This window comes from Croceicoccus esteveae (genome assembly GCF_031846435.1).
Taxonomy (GTDB): domain Bacteria; phylum Pseudomonadota; class Alphaproteobacteria; order Sphingomonadales; family Sphingomonadaceae; genus Croceicoccus; species Croceicoccus esteveae.
On sequence record NZ_JAVRHS010000002.1, the window covers coordinates 377,745 to 393,060 of the forward strand.

Below are 15,316 nucleotides of genomic sequence, written 5' to 3' on the forward strand. Positions count from 1 at the left end.
GGACCATGAGAGACAAGCGGTTCAGGCCAGTTCGGCAGCGGCGGCAAGGATCGGAACGAACGCATCGGCTGTCAGGCTGGCACCACCGACCAATGCGCCGCCTACTTCAGCCACGCTCAGCAGGTCTGCCGCATTGTTGCCATTTACAGAACCGCCGTAAAGGATACGGACGGCTGCACCAGCTTCGCCATATGCTTGAGCAAGCGCGCTTCGCAGGCGCTTGTGCATGGCAGCGATATCCTCGATCGAGGGAACGCGGCCGGTGCCGATCGCCCACACCGGTTCATAAGCCACTGACAGCCGGTCTGCCGAACCCGGCAGCGACGCAGCCAATTGTCGTGCGACCACTTGCTCCGCCTCGCCGGCGTCACGCTGTGCCTCACTCTCGCCGACGCACACGATCACGCCCATGCCGGCTGCCTGCACTGCTTCGGCCCGAGCCTTGACCATGGCATCTGTCTCGCCATGATCGGCGCGACGTTCGGAATGGCCCACGATCACAAATTCAACCCCGCTCTCGCGCAGCATTGCGGCGGACAGGTCACCGGTATGCGCGCCTTTTTCCGCCGAATGGCAGGTTTGCGCCCCGATGCCGATATTCTCGACCGCTTCGCGCATGGCTGCAATCAGCGTCACTGGCGGTGCGACCGCCACCTCCACCTTGGGCAGACGCTGCGCCGCCCTATCGATCGCACGCGCTTCAGGCAGCGCGGTGCGCATGCCATTCATTTTCCAGTTGCCGACGATATAGTAACGTTGGGCCATTGCATTACTCTTGTAAGAAAATCAGGCAAATCCCTGCCTTGCCGGCATTCAGGCGGCTAGACCAAAGGCGGCACAGTGTCAAAGCTGGACAGCCCCCGAGGACAGGATTCGTGCCTTGGGCTGCGGCGGCGCTGCTAGGCTGATTGTAGCCCGGATCCCCGCGTGCACCGGCCCCGTGTTGCAGGAGCGGCAAGACCCGCCTAAAGGCGCTGATGAATGCGCGATGGAGCCGATATACAAAGGGTCCTGTGTGCGTGACACGATCAATCGGAACACAGGCAATCGGAACGCAGGCAGATGATCCAGGGATTTCGCAAGCTTTTCAAGTCGAAGATCGGCCTTGCTCTCGTGCTTGCGTTCGTGGGGCTCATTGCGCTCGCTTTTGCCAGTGCGGATATCACAGGCTTCGGCTTTGGCGGGGTGGCCGGCACTGAACGGGCTGCCAAAGTAGGCGACGAGACGATCACGACGGGCGATCTTCGTCAGACCGTCGCCGGCGCCTATGATGCGGCAAGGCAGGAACGTCCGGACCTCACCATGCAGGAGTTTGTCGCAACAGGCGGCGTCGATGCAGTGCTCGACCAGATGATCGAACGTGCTGCACTCTATGATTTTGGACGGCAGAACGGCGTAAGGATCGGCGATGCACTGGTAGGCAGTGAATTGACCCGCATTGGAGTGTTCCGCGGTCCTGACGGCAATTTCAGCGAGCAGGCCTATCGCCAGGCCCTTGTGCAGCAAGGAATCAGCGAGGCAATCCTGCGGGCGGACATCGAAGGCGGCCTTGTCGCGCGTGTCATCCTGGAAGCTTCGACCTTTGGTGGCGATACGCCTGCACTTCTGGCACGGCGCTATGCGATGCTCCTGACCGAGCGGCGGGAGGGTGCCATTGCCCTGCTCCCTTCTGCGGCTTTTGCAGGCACGAAACCTATTTCAGATGCCACCTTGCAGGATTATCTTGGCGCCAATCGTGAACGTTATCTCCTGCCCGAGAGGCGGACTATCCGCTATGCGGTAATCGACAGCGGCAATGTTGTGGATGTCACGGCCACGCCGGCCGAGATCGCTGCGCAATACAGGCAAGATGCCGTCCTTTACGAAGGATCGGAGCTGCGCAATCTGTCGCAACTGGTCTTGCCGACCGAGGCTGCGGCGCAAGCGGTGCTGAAAAGCGTAGATGGCGGCGCCTCGCTTGACGCTGCTGCGAAAAACGCCGGGTTGAGCACCGCGCAGCTTACCCGGCAAAGCCGCGAGGCGCTTGCCGCTGCCACTACCGAAGCTGTGGCACAGGCTGCCTTTGCCACTGCGAAGGGCGAGCTTGCGGGACCGATACGCGGGCCTCTGGGCTGGTACGTGTTGCGGGTCGACAGCATCGAGAGCAAGCCTGCACGCAGCCTTGCACAGGTGCGCGCAGAACTTGCCGAGACAGTCACTGCGCAAAAGCGTCGCGACGCACTTGCCGATCTTGCAGCCCGGGCGGAGGAGCAACTGGTTGGCGGGGCAAGTCTTGCAGAGGTCGCCCGATCGCTGGATGTGCCCATCCGCACGACGGGGCTCGTTCTTGAAAATGGCAGTGCCTTCGGTTCCGATGAAGCGCCGCTCGCGCAGATCGCGCGCATCGCGCCAGCAGCCTTCGCCATGGATGAGGACAGCGATCCTCAGATCGCGGCGGGTGAAGATGGCACAAGCTATGTCCTCTACGCACCGGGCGAGATCCGCAGGTCGGCGCCGCCGGAGTTTGCCGATCTGCGGAGCAGGCTGGTGGCCGATTACCGCCTTGAGCAAGGCGAGAAACTTGCCAGATCGGCAGCCGACCGGGTGATTGCAGCAGTAACACGCGGCGCCTCTCTTGGAGAGGCCCTGCGTATGCTTGAGACAAAGGTACCGCCGCCGGAAACGGTCGCACTCTCGCGTCAGCAACTGGTGTCGAGTGGGCAATCGGTACCGCCGCCGCTTGCCTTGATGTTCACCATGGCCAAGGGAGCACCCAAGAAAATTACGGCACCAGGCAATCAGGGCTGGTACGTCGTCGCGCTGAACGAGATTGAAACCCGTGACATCGAGGCTGGCAATCCGTTGCTGGCGCAGATGCAGCAGGAGTTGACGCGCCTGCGCCGCGAGGAATACGCCCAGCAGCTTGGCCGCGCGATCATGCTTCAAACCAGCATCAGGCGCAGCGACAGTGCCATCGGCGCAGTCCGCACGCAGCTGGTCGGGCAGAACTAGGTTCTGGTGGTGTCACAGGGAAAGGTGCTAGGATCGGGCAATGGAGCGGATGACGGTCCTGACTGGGATGAGCGCGCACGCGCTTGTCTGGATAGCGGCCAGGCAGGTGTGGTATGGCGGCGCGTGATTGCGGATTGCGAAACGCCGGTATCCGCCGCGCTCAAGCTGATGGTCGAGGGGCGGGGCGACTTCCTGCTCGAATCGGTAGAAGGCGGTGAAACACGCGGACGATACAGTCTGGTCGGCATCGACCCGGATCTGGTGTTCCGCGCCAGCGGCAACACTGCCTGGGTAAACGCGCAATGGCAGCAGGACGCAGACGCGTTTGAAGTGGCCAGTGGCGACCCGCTCCAGTCATTGCGCGCGTTGGCTGCACAGTGCCGCTACGATGTGCCTGATCCCCTGCCACCCGCCCTGTCCAGCCTGGTCGGGTATCTCGGTTACGAGACGATCGGTCTGGTCGAAAAGATCGAGCGACCCGAGGCAAATCCGCTTGAATTGCCTGACATGCTTTTCGTGCGACCCACTCTGGTGCTCGTGTTCGACAGCCTCAAGGCAGATATGTTCTGCATCGCCCCGCTTTGGCCGGGCAGCGGGAACACCGCGTCAGCGCTTGTTGCTGATGCCGCAGAACGGATCGATAGCTGCCTCGCCCGGCTCGGGGGCACGCTGGTGCGCGATGCGGTTGCAGGCATGGCTTGTGCACCGTTGGCAGACGGGTCACTACCTGAACCTTTGCCTGATCCTTTCGCGACACCCTGTCTGCCTTCCGGCGAATATCACCGCATGGTCGATCGCGCGAAAGACTATATCCTGGCGGGAGATATCTTCCAGGTCGTGCTGGCGCAGCGATTCACTGCGCCCTTCCCGCTTCCGCCGCTATCGCTTTACCGGGCACTGCGCCGGATCAATCCATCGCCTTTCCTTTATTTCCTCGACCTGCCTGGCTTTTCCCTCATTGGCAGCAGCCCGGAAATCCTCGTGCGCGTGCGCGATGGAGAAGTGACAATCCGGCCCATTGCCGGCACCCGTCCCCGGGGCAGGACCCCCGCAGCGGATGAAGTGAACCGGGCAAGCCTGCTTGCCGACCCCAAGGAGCGTGCCGAACATCTGATGCTGCTTGATCTTGGCCGCAATGACACCGGACGCGTGGCGGCGGCAGGGAGCGTGCGCGTGACCGATAGCTACAGCGTGGAAAAATACAGCCATGTCATGCATATCGTGTCGAATGTGACCGGCACCCTGCGTTCCGGTCTGGACGCTGTGGACGCGCTGCTCGCCGGGTTTCCAGCAGGTACGGTCAGCGGCGCACCCAAGGTTCGCGCCTGCCAGATCATCGCTGAACTGGAAAACGAGACGCGCGGCGCCTATGCCGGCGGCGTCGGCTATTTTGCGCCGGATGGTTCCGTTGATAGCTGTATCGTGCTGCGAACCGCGGTTGTGAAGGATGGCGTCATGCATGTGCAGTCGGGGGCGGGGATCGTTGCCGACAGCACGCCTGAATACGAACAGCAGGAATGCGAAGCCAAGGCAGGTGCCCTGTTTGCAGCCGCCAGAGAAGCTGTGCGGCTTGCCAGTCTGACCGGGTTTGGCCAGTGAAGACCGGACAATCAGGGCAGGCCTTGCGCCTGTCCGGTATTTTGCTCGTGGTTCTTCTGGCGCTTGGCGGCTGCGAGCCGATGGGCTCGTCGGCAGCGCGGACAGCAGATGACAGCACCGCCGCCTGTATCAAGGAAGCGTTCGAAGGCAGCAGCTTTACCCATTGCCTTGCCGACCCGCAGCAGCATGCCATCGCGCTTTATCTTGCAGGTGCAGACAGCCTGCCGTTGCGATCGTTCGGAGCCTTGCGATCAGCGCTTGGCGAAGATGCCGCAACGGTGGTGTTTGCTGCCAACGCCGGGATGTTCGATACAGATGGGCGGCCAATCGGGCTTTATGTTGAGCACGGTAAAGTGCTGAAATCCTTGAACCGCAACGAAGGCGCGGGCAATTTCCACCTTCTGCCAAATGGCGTTTTTCTGGTCGACGATTCCGGCTGGCAGGTCCTGACCACGCAGGATTTCGCGATGCGCGACACAGATGTCGCGTTTGCCACGCAATCGGGCCCTATGCTGGTGATCGACGGAAAACTGCACCCCGAATTTGCGCCTGACGGAACTTCCATCAACTACCGCAACGGTGTCGGGGTTGACCAGGAGGGGCGAGCACATTTCGTGATCAGCGACGACCCGGTTTCATTCGGTCGCTTTGCGCGGTTTTTTCGTGACCGGGCAGAGACACCGAATGCGCTATATCTGGATGGCGCGGTGTCGGCGCTGTGGGATCCGGCGTCTGCGCGTATCGATGCTGCCCCGCCGCTTGGGCCCTTGATCGCGGTTCAGGATCGGGCAAGGACGCTGCCATGATCCTTGTTATCGATAATTATGACAGCTTCACCTGGAACCTTGTCCATTACCTTATGGAACTTGGCGCGAAGGTTGAAGTGGCGCGTAACGACGCATTGTCCGCCAGCGACGCCATTGCGACTGGAGCAGAAGGGTTCCTGCTGTCGCCTGGCCCCTGCACACCTGATGAAGCCGGCATCAGCCTGGATCTGGTCGCTGCCTGCGCACAATCGGGCCGGCCATTGCTGGGCGTGTGCCTTGGCCACCAGGCGATCGGCCAGCATTTTGGCGGCATCGTGCGGCGCGGCGGTCTGATGCATGGCAAGACATCGCTTGTCACGCATGACGCCAGCGGTGTCTTTGCCGGACTGCCATCGCCTTTTGCCGCCACCCGCTATCACAGCCTGGTGGTGGAGGACGTTCCTTCGTGCCTTCATGTCAATGCGCGCACGCCGCGCAGCGATGGTACGGACGGCGATGCACTGGACGGCGACGCGCATGTCATGGGGTTTCGCCACACCGACCTGCCCATCCATGGCGTGCAGTTCCATCCCGAAAGCATTGCAACCGAGCATGGTCATGCCGTGCTTGCCAATTTCCTCGGCATCTGCGGTATCGATGCAGGAATGCCGTCATGAGCATGTCCATGGCGCAGACCGAAGAAGTGTTTGGCCAAATGCTCGATGGCATGATGGATGACGAGGCAATTGCAGACCTGTTGAGCGCAATGGCCACGCGCGGCGAAACTGCCGAAGAAATGGCTGGCGCTGCAAAGGCGCTGCGCAGACGCATGCTCCCTGTAAAAGCGCCAGTAAATGCCATTGATGTTTGCGGCACGGGCGGAGACGGTCAGCACAGCCTCAACATATCCACCGCAGTCGCGCTGGTGGTGGCAGCCTGCGACGTCCCGGTCGCCAAGCATGGCAATCGTGCAGCGTCGAGCCAATCGGGCGGAGCGGACACTCTGGAGACGCTGGGCCTCAACCTGGCGCGAGCAGGTCACATGGCGCAGGCGACGTTGCCCGATCTCAACATCGCGTTCCTGTTTGCCCAGGCGCATCACCCGGCCCTTGCGCGGCTGGCGCCGATCCGCAAGGCGCTTGGCAGACGCACGATCTTCAACCTGGTCGGCCCGCTTGCCAATCCTGCGTCGGTTGATCGGCAACTGGTCGGTGTTGCGTCGCCCGAGCTTGTAGATCGTTATGCAGAGGCAATGCGTCTGCTGGGTATCGGGCATGCGTTGGTCATATCGGGCATGGAAGGTCTGGACGAGCTTTCCATTGCAGGCCCCTCGCGCGCGAAAGGCATCGGGCTTGATGTTCCCGACACCATCGTGCCTGAAGATGCGGGCCTGCCTCGCCACCCGCTTGACGCGCTGCGCGGCGGAGATTGCGAGCACAATGCCGCGGCGTTGCGGCGGCTGCTGCTGGGCGAACAGGGTGCTTACCGCGACGCAGTCCTCCTCAACAGCGCGGGGGCATTGCTGGTGGCAGGAGCGGTCGACAATCTGGCCAGCGGGGCCGAGGAAGCAGCAGAGGCATTGGACAAGGGACTGGCCAATGCTCTTCTGAACTGCTGGATCGAGAGTGTGAAATGACTGTCAAGCCAGAAGGAAAACTGGGTGAAATCTGCCAGACGAAGCGCGCCGAAGTTGCTGCGCGCAAGCAGGCGCGCTCGCTTGACATGCTCGACAGCGTGGCACGCGCGCAGGAACCGCCGCGCGGGTTCGAACGACGCCTGCGCGATGCTGCGCACGTCGGTTTCGGCCTCATCGCAGAGATAAAGCGGGCTTCACCATCCAAGGGGTTGATCCGTACAGACTTCGACCCTGCCGCCCATGCGCGGGATTATGCCGCCGGCGGTGCGAGCTGCCTGTCGGTGTTGACCGACGCACCGTATTTCCAGGGGCACGAGGATTATCTGGTGCTCGCACGAGATGCATGCACGTTGCCGGTGCTGCGCAAGGATTTCATGGTCGATCCGTGGCAGGTTGCCGAAGCACGAGCAATAGGTGCCGATGCCATCCTGATCATCGTGGCGGCGCTTGACCTTGAAACCATGCAGGACCTCGAAGCAGCCGCAACGGAGCGTGGCATGGATGTGCTTGTCGAAGTGCATGATGAAGCTGAGATGGAGCTTGCCCTGCAGCTTGACAGCCGGTTGATCGGCATCAACAACCGCGATCTGCGCAGCTTTGCGACCGATCTGGGCGTGACGGAACGGCTTGCATCCATGGCTCCTGAAGACGCATTGCTGGTCAGCGAAAGCGGGATCAGCGGGCCGGCTGATTGCCAGCGACTCGCACAAGGCGGGGTGCGCTGCTTTCTTGTCGGAGAAAGCCTGATGCGACAGACCGATGTGCAAAGCGCCACGCGGGCATTGCTCCACCCGTGAACACCCTGACCCATCTCGATGCATCAGGCGCTGCCCGAATGGTGGATGTCAGCGGCAAGGATGTTACCCGGCGCACCGCAGTGGCGCGCGGCCATATCACGCTGTCACCAGCCGCTCTCGATGCAATCCGGGCCGGCACGATGCGCAAGGGCGACGTGCTCGCAACGGCACGGATCGCCGGGATCATGGCGGGCAAGAAGACGGCCGATCTCATTCCGCTGTGTCATCCGCTCGGTCTCGACGCGATGGAAGTCGCCTTTGCGTTCGAAGATGATGCGATCAGCTGCACAGCCAGTGCCACCCTTGCGGCACGCACAGGTGTCGAAATGGAGGCCATGACCGCCGTTTCGGTAGCTTTGCTGACCATTTATGACATGGCCAAGGCGGTGGACCGTGGCATGGTGATCAGCGCAGTTCGCCTTATTGCAAAAGACGGTGGCAAGTCAGGCAGATGGCGCGCAGCGGGGCACGAGGACCTGATGGCATGAAGCCGCTGCTGGCCTTGGCAGAGGCGCAACGCCACCTGCTCTGGCGCTTGTCGGGCGGACAACAAATGTGCACCTCCAAGTTGGACAGGCGCTCGGTCACTATCTGACCGAGCCGCTGGTCGCGCGCAGAACGCAGCCTCTCCGGCCCCGTCCGCCATGGATGGTTGGGCAGTGCAGCCGGCCGATGTGCCTGAGCTGCAGAGCGGGTCCGGCGCATGGCAGATCGTGGGCGACAGCGCGGCAGATCGCCCGTACGAGACAGCACGCTTGCGGCCGGTGCAGCGGTGCGCATTTCGGCAGGTGCGGTGCTGCCCGGTGGGGCCGATATGATGCTGGTGCGGGAAGACTGCCGGACCAGCGGCGCGCTGTCGAGGTTCAGCGGCTCACCTCCCCGTCCGCCCGGACGGCACATCCATCAACCGGACCTTGATTTCAATACCGGGCACATGGTCGCACGCGCTGGTGGTCATATCACCCCTGCCCGGCTTGCATTTGCCGTTAGTGCCGATCTGGATCGACTGCAGGTTGGCTGCGCGCCCCAGGTGGCGGCGATCGACAGCGGCACTGAATTGCGCGCACAAGCCGCGCCGGATGATCTGAGGCCCGGAGACATTCCTGCGAACAACGGTCTCATGCTGGCCGGTTATCCCTGCGCTGCGCAAAGAATCGCTCCTGTCAGTGATGACAAGGCGGTGCTGCAGGCCGCTTCGCCAGCGTAACGGATGCAACCATTGTAATCACCAGCAACGGTGTCTTTATAAGGAGCACGATCTTGTCCGGCCGGTGATCGCCGAGATGGGAAGCACGGTCGAGTTCCGGTGCGTCGCGAGCAAACCGGTCATGGTGGCAAGTCGGCAGGATCAGCTGATCGTCGGTCTGCCGGGTAATTCCGTTTTCTGCTTTGTCATCGCAATGCTGTTTGCGCTCCCCTGCCGCGCGCAGTGCTGGAGGCAGGATCGGCCCATACCGGTGCTCGACAGTCAGAACAGTGGTGCGCTCTTGCCGCTGGCATTGGCAGACGCGCTGATTGTTCGCGCATCACACTGGCCGAAGCGGGCGGCAGGCGAAAAAATCGCAATACACCGCATCTGAGTTTCGTCCTTGTTGACGCAGGCTGTTTTTGTTGCTTAATTGTTCCGTGTTCGTTCAAAGGCACAGGTGCGAAACGGGCGAAGAGGAACCGTTTGATGCTTACACGCAAACAGCATGAACTGCTGACTTTCATTCAGCTGCGGCTTGAGGACGGCGGCATTTCGCCTTCTTTTGAAGAAATGAAGGATGCGCTTGATCTCAAATCCAAATCTGGCGTGCATCGCCTTATCTCGGCGCTGGAAGAACGGGGCTTTATCCGTCGCCTGCCCAATCGCGCCCGCGCGCTTGAGGTCATAAGGAACGCGGACGCACAGGGAACATCGTTGCGCAGACCATCTGATGGAACGCTGAACGTTGGCATTAATGGACAGGCAGGCGACATCCGGACGCAATTGAGGAACCCCGCCAATGATGTGGTGGAAATCCCGCTGCATGGGCGGATCGCCGCGGGCGTTCCGATCGAGGCGCTGGAGGACACCAGAACCCTGCCGGTGCCGGCCGCCCTGCTTGGTTCAGGAGAACATTATGCGCTGGAAGTGGCAGGTGATTCCATGATTGATGCCGGGATCCTTGATGGAGATCTTGCTCTCATCCGGCGGACCCACATCGCCGACGATGGCGCGATTGTCGTGGCCCTCGTAAGGGATGAGGAAGCCACGCTCAAATATCTGCGTCGCGACAATGGTCGGATCCGGCTTGACCCTGCCAATGCCTCCTTTCCCTCGCAGATCTATGACGCAGCGGAGGTCAAGATCCAGGGGCGATTGGCGGGATTGCTGCGCCAGTATCACTGATCGAGAACGAGAGAGCCGGCCGTGATGGCAGGGGCGCCGGCTCCTTCAAGAAGGCGCTTGGTTTGCTGCCTCCGACTCTGCCTTACATCCAGCCGTGACGGTCTCGTGCCGGACGGGCTGATCGGATCACGCCTGTCTGCAGGTTCATTGTCACGCCGCCCCGGCGCGTAAGCAAGGGCTGGTCGATCTTTGCCATTCGCGGGCGGCAATGTTCGGGCAGCTTGCGCTCTGCGACAACCACGTCGCTCGCCGCGCATGCTGCCAGCAGCGTCGCATAGTCGACATCCGAGCGGCGGCGCGAGATCAGGAGCACGCGGTGGCGGTGCGTCAGCAGGCAGAAATCGCGGTTGCAATCGGCCCCCGGCCATTGGGTAATGGCTTGCACATCTTGTTCAGAAGCGGCGTCGAAGCCCGCCTCTTCCAGCAATTGGTCATGCGCAAAACCGCGGCGGTTCCTGAGAAGGAATATCTGCCCCTCGTCATTGGCGATCGCGACATGCCGCCCTTCTGCCGCGACCATGAGGTCGGGCGGAGTTGCAACGGCGAAACCTGCAAGCCCCGCAAGCGCAGGCAGCACACCCCAGACCCGCACCCGTCCTTCCCACAAGGCGAGCCACAGAAACCCGCTCACAAACAACAGCGCCGCCCACAGAGGAATGGCAGGCACCAGCAGGATGGATCCGTCAATGGAGCTGACAAACTGCGCGATCCCGATCAGCAGTTCGAGCGCCTTGCCAGTGACGAACCATGCCGGCCAGCCAAGACCGACGAGGTCGAGCAGCAGCGCCACTCCCAGCGCTGGCATGATCACAGTCGTGGTAAGCGGGATGGCAACAAGATTTGCAAGAGCGCCGAGTACGCCCGACCGGTGAAAATGGAAAAGCACCAGCGGTGCCAGCGCCGCTTCCACGACCAGACCCGTAATGAGCAACGCCAGCGCCGCCCGCGCCAGCCGCATTGCCGCGCCATGCTCCCCACGGGCGACGAGTGCACGCATGGGGGCGCTGTTATGCAGGGCGACGATGGCGATGACCGCGGCAAAACTGAACTGAAAGGATGGCCCCACCACCGCCTCTGGCCAGAACAGCATCACGGTGATGGCAGCAAGCGCGATCAGCCGCATGGACAGTGCCTGCCGCCCCAGCGCAAGAGCCGCCATGACCAGCAATGCAGCGATGCATGCGCGGATCGTCGGCACCGCGGCGCCCGTCATCAAGGTATACGCAACAGCAGCGACAGCGCCGCCCGCGCTGGCGACAAGCGGCAACCGCGTCCTGAGCGCCAGCGCGGGAAAGAGCGCCAGCGTCTTCATCATTGCAAACCACACGATACCGACCACTGCGCCGACATGCAGACCGCTGATCGACAGCAGATGGGCCAGCCCTGCATCGCGCATGGCAAGCGCATCATCGTCATTGATCGCACCACGATCGCCGCTGGCCAGCGTGGCGGCAATAGCTGCATGTGCCCCGTCACTGCCGGTCGCACTTGCAACGCTGGTGCGCACATGCCGGGCAAGGTCGCGACGATACAGCGCCATGCCACTTGCCTGCGCTTCTGCAGGAGAAGCCAGGACAGGCGGGTCGATTGCAGAACCTGTCGCGGCAATCCCGTCAAACCAGGCAATGCGTGCAAAGTCATATCCGCCGGGCAGGACGGGATGCGTCGGCGGCGTCAAGCGTGCGCGCACATTTATGACCGCCCCTTCCTGCAGGAAAGGGCGGTCATCGACAGCCGAGATGTTGATGCGGGCACGGATCGCCCGGTCCCTCTGTGGATCCTGCGTGGCGACCACCAGCCGTACCCTGTTGCGCGCGGGCTGCTCCTCTCGTTCAAGGATCAAGGCGTGCAGCCGCGTGACGACTGGTGCTTCGATCGGATGTGTGCCCACCAGTTCGGAACGCAGCCATGCAAGCAGACAGCCGGCCGCCACCATGACCGCGACTGCCATTATGGCAGCACGCAGAACCGCAGTGTCCTCATCCTGCCACCAGGCCCAGCCACATCCCGCGACAAGACCGCACAGCCCTGTCAGGACAAGCCATTCTGCCGGTCCGGGAAGCAGGAACCACAGGCCCGTGCCTGCCAGCATCGCAACCGCCAGCCAAGGCATGCGTTCAAACGGCCGGCTCGCGAGGAACGCTTCTGCTGCGTGGAGCACACTGGACAAACCGCCCCGCCTGCGCCATTGCCGCAACAGCGAAGAAGGGCGGTTTTCCGCTTCTGGTTGGTCCGCGACGGGAATGGCCGCATGCGCTGCGAGGTTTTCGTATCCCGGTATCAGCGGCCTGCCCATGGCACTATAGGAAAGGAAGCGGGAGCAGATGGCAAGCGGCAACAATGATCCCGACCGCAGCATGGCGGATCACAACGGTCGGATCGTGACCAGGTTTGCCCCCTCCCCCACTGGCTTCCTGCATATCGGCGGCGCACGCACGGCGCTCTTCAACTGGCTTTTTGCACGGCATCACGGTGGTAAGGTGCTGCTGCGGATCGAAGACACCGATCAGACCCGATCCACCCGCCCGGCCATCGATGCGATTATCGACGGGCTGGACTGGCTCGGCATCGACTTCGACGCGCCGCCTGTATTTCAGTCGCAACGCGCCGACCGTCATGCCGAGGTTGCGAACATGCTGCTCGACGCAGGTCATGCTTACAGATGCTATGCTTCGGCGGACGAACTTGAAGAAATGCGTGCCGCTCAGCGGGCAGCAAAGCAGCCGATGCGTTATGACAATCGGTGGCGCGACCGCGACCCTGCCGATGCACCTGCGGGCAAGCCGTTCGTGGTGCGGCTTAGAACGCCTTCCACCGGGCAGAGCGTCATAGAAGACGCAGTTCAGGGTGGTGTTACGGTGCAGAATGCCGAGATCGACGATTACGTCTTGCTGCGCTCCGACGGCACGCCGACCTACATGCTCGCCGTGGTGGTCGACGATCATGACATGGGCGTGACGCATGTCATTCGCGGTGACGATCATCTCAACAATGCGTTCCGGCAGCTGCCGATCATTCACGCCATGGATGCAATCACTGGCGGCGACTGGCCGGAGCCTGTCTATGCGCATATTCCGCTGATCCACGGCGCCGACGGTGCCAAGCTGTCGAAACGGCACGGTGCCATGGGTGTCGATGCCTACCGCGATGAACTGGGCCTGCTGCCCGAAGCGGTGGTCAATTACCTGCTGCGGCTGGGGTGGGGATATGGTGACGAGGAAATCATCGAGCCTGCACGGGCCATAGAACTGTTCGACCTTGACGGTGTCGGCAAGAGCCCGTCGCGGTTTGACATGAAGAAGCTGGCCAGCCTCAACGCGCATTACATGCATGCAGCGCAGGACGCACGGCTTGCCGACCTTGTCAGCAGGCGGATCGCGGCACTGGAACCCCGCTTCAATGCCGAAACGGACCATGACCTTCTGGTCCAAGCCATGCCGGTGTTCAAGGAGCGGGCCAGGAACCTTGATGAACTGGCCGCAGCGATGCTGTTCCTGTTCAAGACACGGCCCTTGCAGCTGGAGCCCAAGGCCGCGGCCTTGCTGACACAAGACGCGCGTACGCTGCTTCAGGCGGTTCATGAGCGGCTGACCGCACTGGCCGAATGGCAGGACGATACGCTGGAAGACAGCCTCAAGCAGATGGCAGAGGAACGCAGTGTGGGGTTGGGCAAGCTTGCACAGCCGTTGCGCGCGGCCCTGACCGGTCAGACCACCTCACCCGGCATTTTCGATGTGCTGGCTCTGCTGGGACGGGAAGAAAGTCTGGAGCGCATTGCGGCCCAGGCCCACAGCATCACGCAGGCTCATGACAACACGCAGGCGCAAGGCACCACCGCAGGTGCCGCATCGCCGGACAGATGACATTCAGAGGAGACAGACGAGTGGCGGACAATCACGCAATCTTGAGCGTCAAGGGCAAGGATCACGAATTCGGGATCAAGAGCGGCACGCTTGGCCCCGATGTCGTTGATATTCGCAAGCTTTACGCGAATACCGGAATGTTCACCTATGATCCGGGTTTCACCTCGACCGCCAGCTGCGATTCCGCGCTGACGTTCATCGATGGTGAGGAAGGCGTGCTGCTGCATCGTGGCTACCCCATCGGTCAGCTGGCGGAGCATTCAAGCTTCATGGAAGTGTCGCACCTCCTGCTGAACGGCGAATTGCCGACGCGCGAGGAGCTTGACGATTTTACCTATACCATCACGCGCCATACCATGCTGCACGACCAGCTGCGCGGGTTCTACCAGGGGTTCCGTCGCGATGCACACCCCATGGCGATCATGTGCGGGGTCGTGGGCGCCCTCTCCGCCTTCTACCATGACAGCACCGACATTTCGGACCCGGAACACCGCAAGATCAGTTCGCACCGGCTGATTGCCAAGATGCCGACCATCGCGGCCATGGCCTTCAAATATTCGAGCGGGCAGCCGTTCCTCTATCCCGACAACACGCTGTCCTATACGGGTAATTTCCTGCGCATGACCTTTGGCGTCCCGGCGGAGGATTACGTGGTGCATCCGGTGATCGAGCGCGCGCTCGACCGGATCTTCATCCTGCATGCGGATCATGAGCAGAACGCATCCACATCGACCGTGCGCCTGGCCGGATCGTCCGGCGCCAACCCGTTCGCCTGCATCGCGGCGGGCATTGCGTGCCTGTGGGGTCCGGCGCACGGCGGTGCGAACGAGGCAGCGCTTAACATGCTGCATGAAATCGGGCACCCCGACCGCATTCCTGAATATCTCGCCCGCGCCAAGGACAAGGACGATCCGTTCCGCCTGATGGGATTTGGCCACCGGGTGTACAAGAACTACGATCCGCGTGCGACGGTCATGCAAAAGACAGTGCGCGAGGTATTCGAAGCTTTGCAGGTTAGCGATCCTGTGTTCGACGTTGCCCTGCAGCTTGAGGAAATGGCGCTCAATGATGATTATTTCATCGAAAAGAAGCTCTTTCCCAATGTCGATTTCTATTCGGGCGTGATCCTTTCGGCGATCGGTTTTCCGACCACCATGTTCACCGCGCTGTTCGCGCTGGCCCGCACGGTTGGCTGGGTGGCGCAATGGAACGAGATGATTTCCGATCCTGCCCAGCGGATCGGTCGCCCACGTCAGCTTTACACCGGACCGACGAAGCGGGATTATGTGCCCGTTTCGGAGCGTTGACGA

At 61.9% G+C, this 15,316-nt stretch carries 14 protein-coding genes; 12 read left to right on the plus strand and 2 right to left on the minus strand.

The genetic code is table 11. The annotated features are described in order from the left end of the window. Window positions 1-21 precede the first annotated feature (21 nt). Window positions 22-765 (minus strand): triose-phosphate isomerase, encoded by a 744-nt coding sequence (tpiA, locus tag RM533_RS04710; RefSeq protein ID WP_311340036.1) that lies wholly within the window; start codon window positions 763-765, stop codon window positions 22-24. A gap of 297 nt (window positions 766-1,062) precedes the next feature. Here tpiA and RM533_RS04715 point away from each other — a divergent pair, with 297 nt between their 5' ends. The 10 genes from RM533_RS04715 to lexA all read left to right on the plus strand — a co-directional run bounded on the left by RM533_RS04715 (window position 1,063) and on the right by lexA (window position 10,143). Next, on the plus strand, window positions 1,063-2,991 hold the full coding sequence (locus RM533_RS04715) for a peptidylprolyl isomerase (RefSeq protein ID WP_311340037.1): 1,929 nt from the start codon (window positions 1,063-1,065) through the stop codon (window positions 2,989-2,991). A 24-nt stretch (window positions 2,992-3,015) separates the two neighbouring features. Then, a complete protein-coding gene (trpE, locus tag RM533_RS04720; protein ID WP_432265033.1) occupies window positions 3,016-4,590 on the plus strand; it encodes an anthranilate synthase component I in 1,575 nt (524 codons plus the stop codon). Beyond that, window positions 4,587-5,396 (plus strand): phosphodiester glycosidase family protein, encoded by an 810-nt coding sequence (locus RM533_RS04725; RefSeq protein WP_311340038.1) that lies wholly within the window; start codon window positions 4,587-4,589, stop codon window positions 5,394-5,396. Before trpE ends, RM533_RS04725 begins: the two co-directional genes overlap by 4 nt. Next, window positions 5,393-6,013 carry an anthranilate synthase component II gene (locus tag RM533_RS04730; protein WP_311340039.1) on the plus strand — a complete coding sequence of 207 codons (621 nt, stop codon included), beginning with the start codon at window positions 5,393-5,395 and terminating at the stop codon, window positions 6,011-6,013. The genes RM533_RS04725 and RM533_RS04730 overlap by 4 nt, the downstream gene beginning before the upstream one ends. Then, window positions 6,010-6,972, plus strand: coding sequence for an anthranilate phosphoribosyltransferase (trpD, locus tag RM533_RS04735; protein WP_311340040.1), 963 nt, complete (start codon window positions 6,010-6,012; stop codon window positions 6,970-6,972). Before RM533_RS04730 ends, trpD begins: the two co-directional genes overlap by 4 nt. Beyond that, window positions 6,969-7,769, plus strand: a complete 801-nt coding sequence (trpC, locus tag RM533_RS04740) for an indole-3-glycerol phosphate synthase TrpC (protein WP_311340041.1) — start codon at window positions 6,969-6,971, stop codon at window positions 7,767-7,769. Before trpD ends, trpC begins: the two co-directional genes overlap by 4 nt. Next, window positions 7,766-8,257: a cyclic pyranopterin monophosphate synthase MoaC gene (moaC, locus tag RM533_RS04745; protein ID WP_311340042.1), complete on the plus strand. Its 492-nt coding sequence runs from the start codon at window positions 7,766-7,768 to the stop codon at window positions 8,255-8,257. Before trpC ends, moaC begins: the two co-directional genes overlap by 4 nt. Window positions 8,258-8,472: 215 nt before the next feature. Beyond that, complete coding sequence (locus RM533_RS04750; protein ID WP_311340043.1) at window positions 8,473-8,976, plus strand: MoeA family protein; 504 nt, start codon at window positions 8,473-8,475, stop codon at window positions 8,974-8,976. Window positions 8,977-9,052: 76 nt separating this feature from the next. After that, on the plus strand, window positions 9,053-9,349 hold the full coding sequence (locus tag RM533_RS04755) for a hypothetical protein (RefSeq protein WP_311340044.1): 297 nt from the start codon (window positions 9,053-9,055) through the stop codon (window positions 9,347-9,349). Window positions 9,350-9,444: 95 nt separating this feature from the next. Continuing rightward, window positions 9,445-10,143 carry a transcriptional repressor LexA gene (gene lexA / locus RM533_RS04760; RefSeq protein WP_311340045.1) on the plus strand — a complete coding sequence of 233 codons (699 nt, stop codon included), beginning with the start codon at window positions 9,445-9,447 and terminating at the stop codon, window positions 10,141-10,143. Between the two features lie 82 nt (window positions 10,144-10,225). Here the strand turns inward: lexA and RM533_RS04765 are convergent, their stop codons facing one another. Beyond that, window positions 10,226-12,439 carry a ComEC/Rec2 family competence protein gene (locus RM533_RS04765; protein WP_311340046.1) on the minus strand — a complete coding sequence of 738 codons (2,214 nt, stop codon included), beginning with the start codon at window positions 12,437-12,439 and terminating at the stop codon, window positions 10,226-10,228. A 28-nt stretch (window positions 12,440-12,467) separates the two neighbouring features. On the opposite strand from RM533_RS04765, the gene gltX reads away from it, so the two are divergent. Next, window positions 12,468-14,006: a glutamate--tRNA ligase gene (gene gltX, locus RM533_RS04770; protein WP_311340047.1), complete on the plus strand. Its 1,539-nt coding sequence runs from the start codon at window positions 12,468-12,470 to the stop codon at window positions 14,004-14,006. After that, window positions 14,003-15,313, plus strand: a complete 1,311-nt coding sequence (locus tag RM533_RS04775) for a citrate synthase (RefSeq protein ID WP_432265025.1) — start codon at window positions 14,003-14,005, stop codon at window positions 15,311-15,313. Before gltX ends, RM533_RS04775 begins: the two co-directional genes overlap by 4 nt. The last annotated feature ends 3 nt before the right edge of the window (window positions 15,314-15,316 follow it).

What these genes read in the sequence shown, in the direction of transcription:
- RM533_RS04755 (WP_311340044.1), top strand. Translation starts at nt 9,053, where the DNA reads ATGGGAAGCACGGTCGAGTTCCGGTGCGTCGCGAGCAAACCGGTCATG.
- lexA (WP_311340045.1), top strand. Translation starts at nt 9,445, where the DNA reads ATGCTTACACGCAAACAGCATGAACTGCTGACTTTCATTCAGCTGCGG.
- trpD (WP_311340040.1), top strand. Translation starts at nt 6,010, where the DNA reads ATGAGCATGTCCATGGCGCAGACCGAAGAAGTGTTTGGCCAAATGCTC.
- RM533_RS04775 (WP_432265025.1), top strand. Translation starts at nt 14,003, where the DNA reads ATGACATTCAGAGGAGACAGACGAGTGGCGGACAATCACGCAATCTTG.
- tpiA (WP_311340036.1), bottom strand. Translation starts at nt 765, where the DNA reads ATGGCCCAACGTTACTATATCGTCGGCAACTGGAAAATGAATGGCATG.
- RM533_RS04730 (WP_311340039.1), top strand. Translation starts at nt 5,393, where the DNA reads ATGATCCTTGTTATCGATAATTATGACAGCTTCACCTGGAACCTTGTC.
- trpC (WP_311340041.1), top strand. Translation starts at nt 6,969, where the DNA reads ATGACTGTCAAGCCAGAAGGAAAACTGGGTGAAATCTGCCAGACGAAG.
- gltX (WP_311340047.1), top strand. Translation starts at nt 12,468, where the DNA reads ATGGCAAGCGGCAACAATGATCCCGACCGCAGCATGGCGGATCACAAC.
- RM533_RS04765 (WP_311340046.1), bottom strand. Translation starts at nt 12,439, where the DNA reads ATGGGCAGGCCGCTGATACCGGGATACGAAAACCTCGCAGCGCATGCG.
- RM533_RS04750 (WP_311340043.1), top strand. Translation starts at nt 8,473, where the DNA reads ATGGCAGATCGTGGGCGACAGCGCGGCAGATCGCCCGTACGAGACAGC.
- RM533_RS04715 (WP_311340037.1), top strand. Translation starts at nt 1,063, where the DNA reads ATGATCCAGGGATTTCGCAAGCTTTTCAAGTCGAAGATCGGCCTTGCT.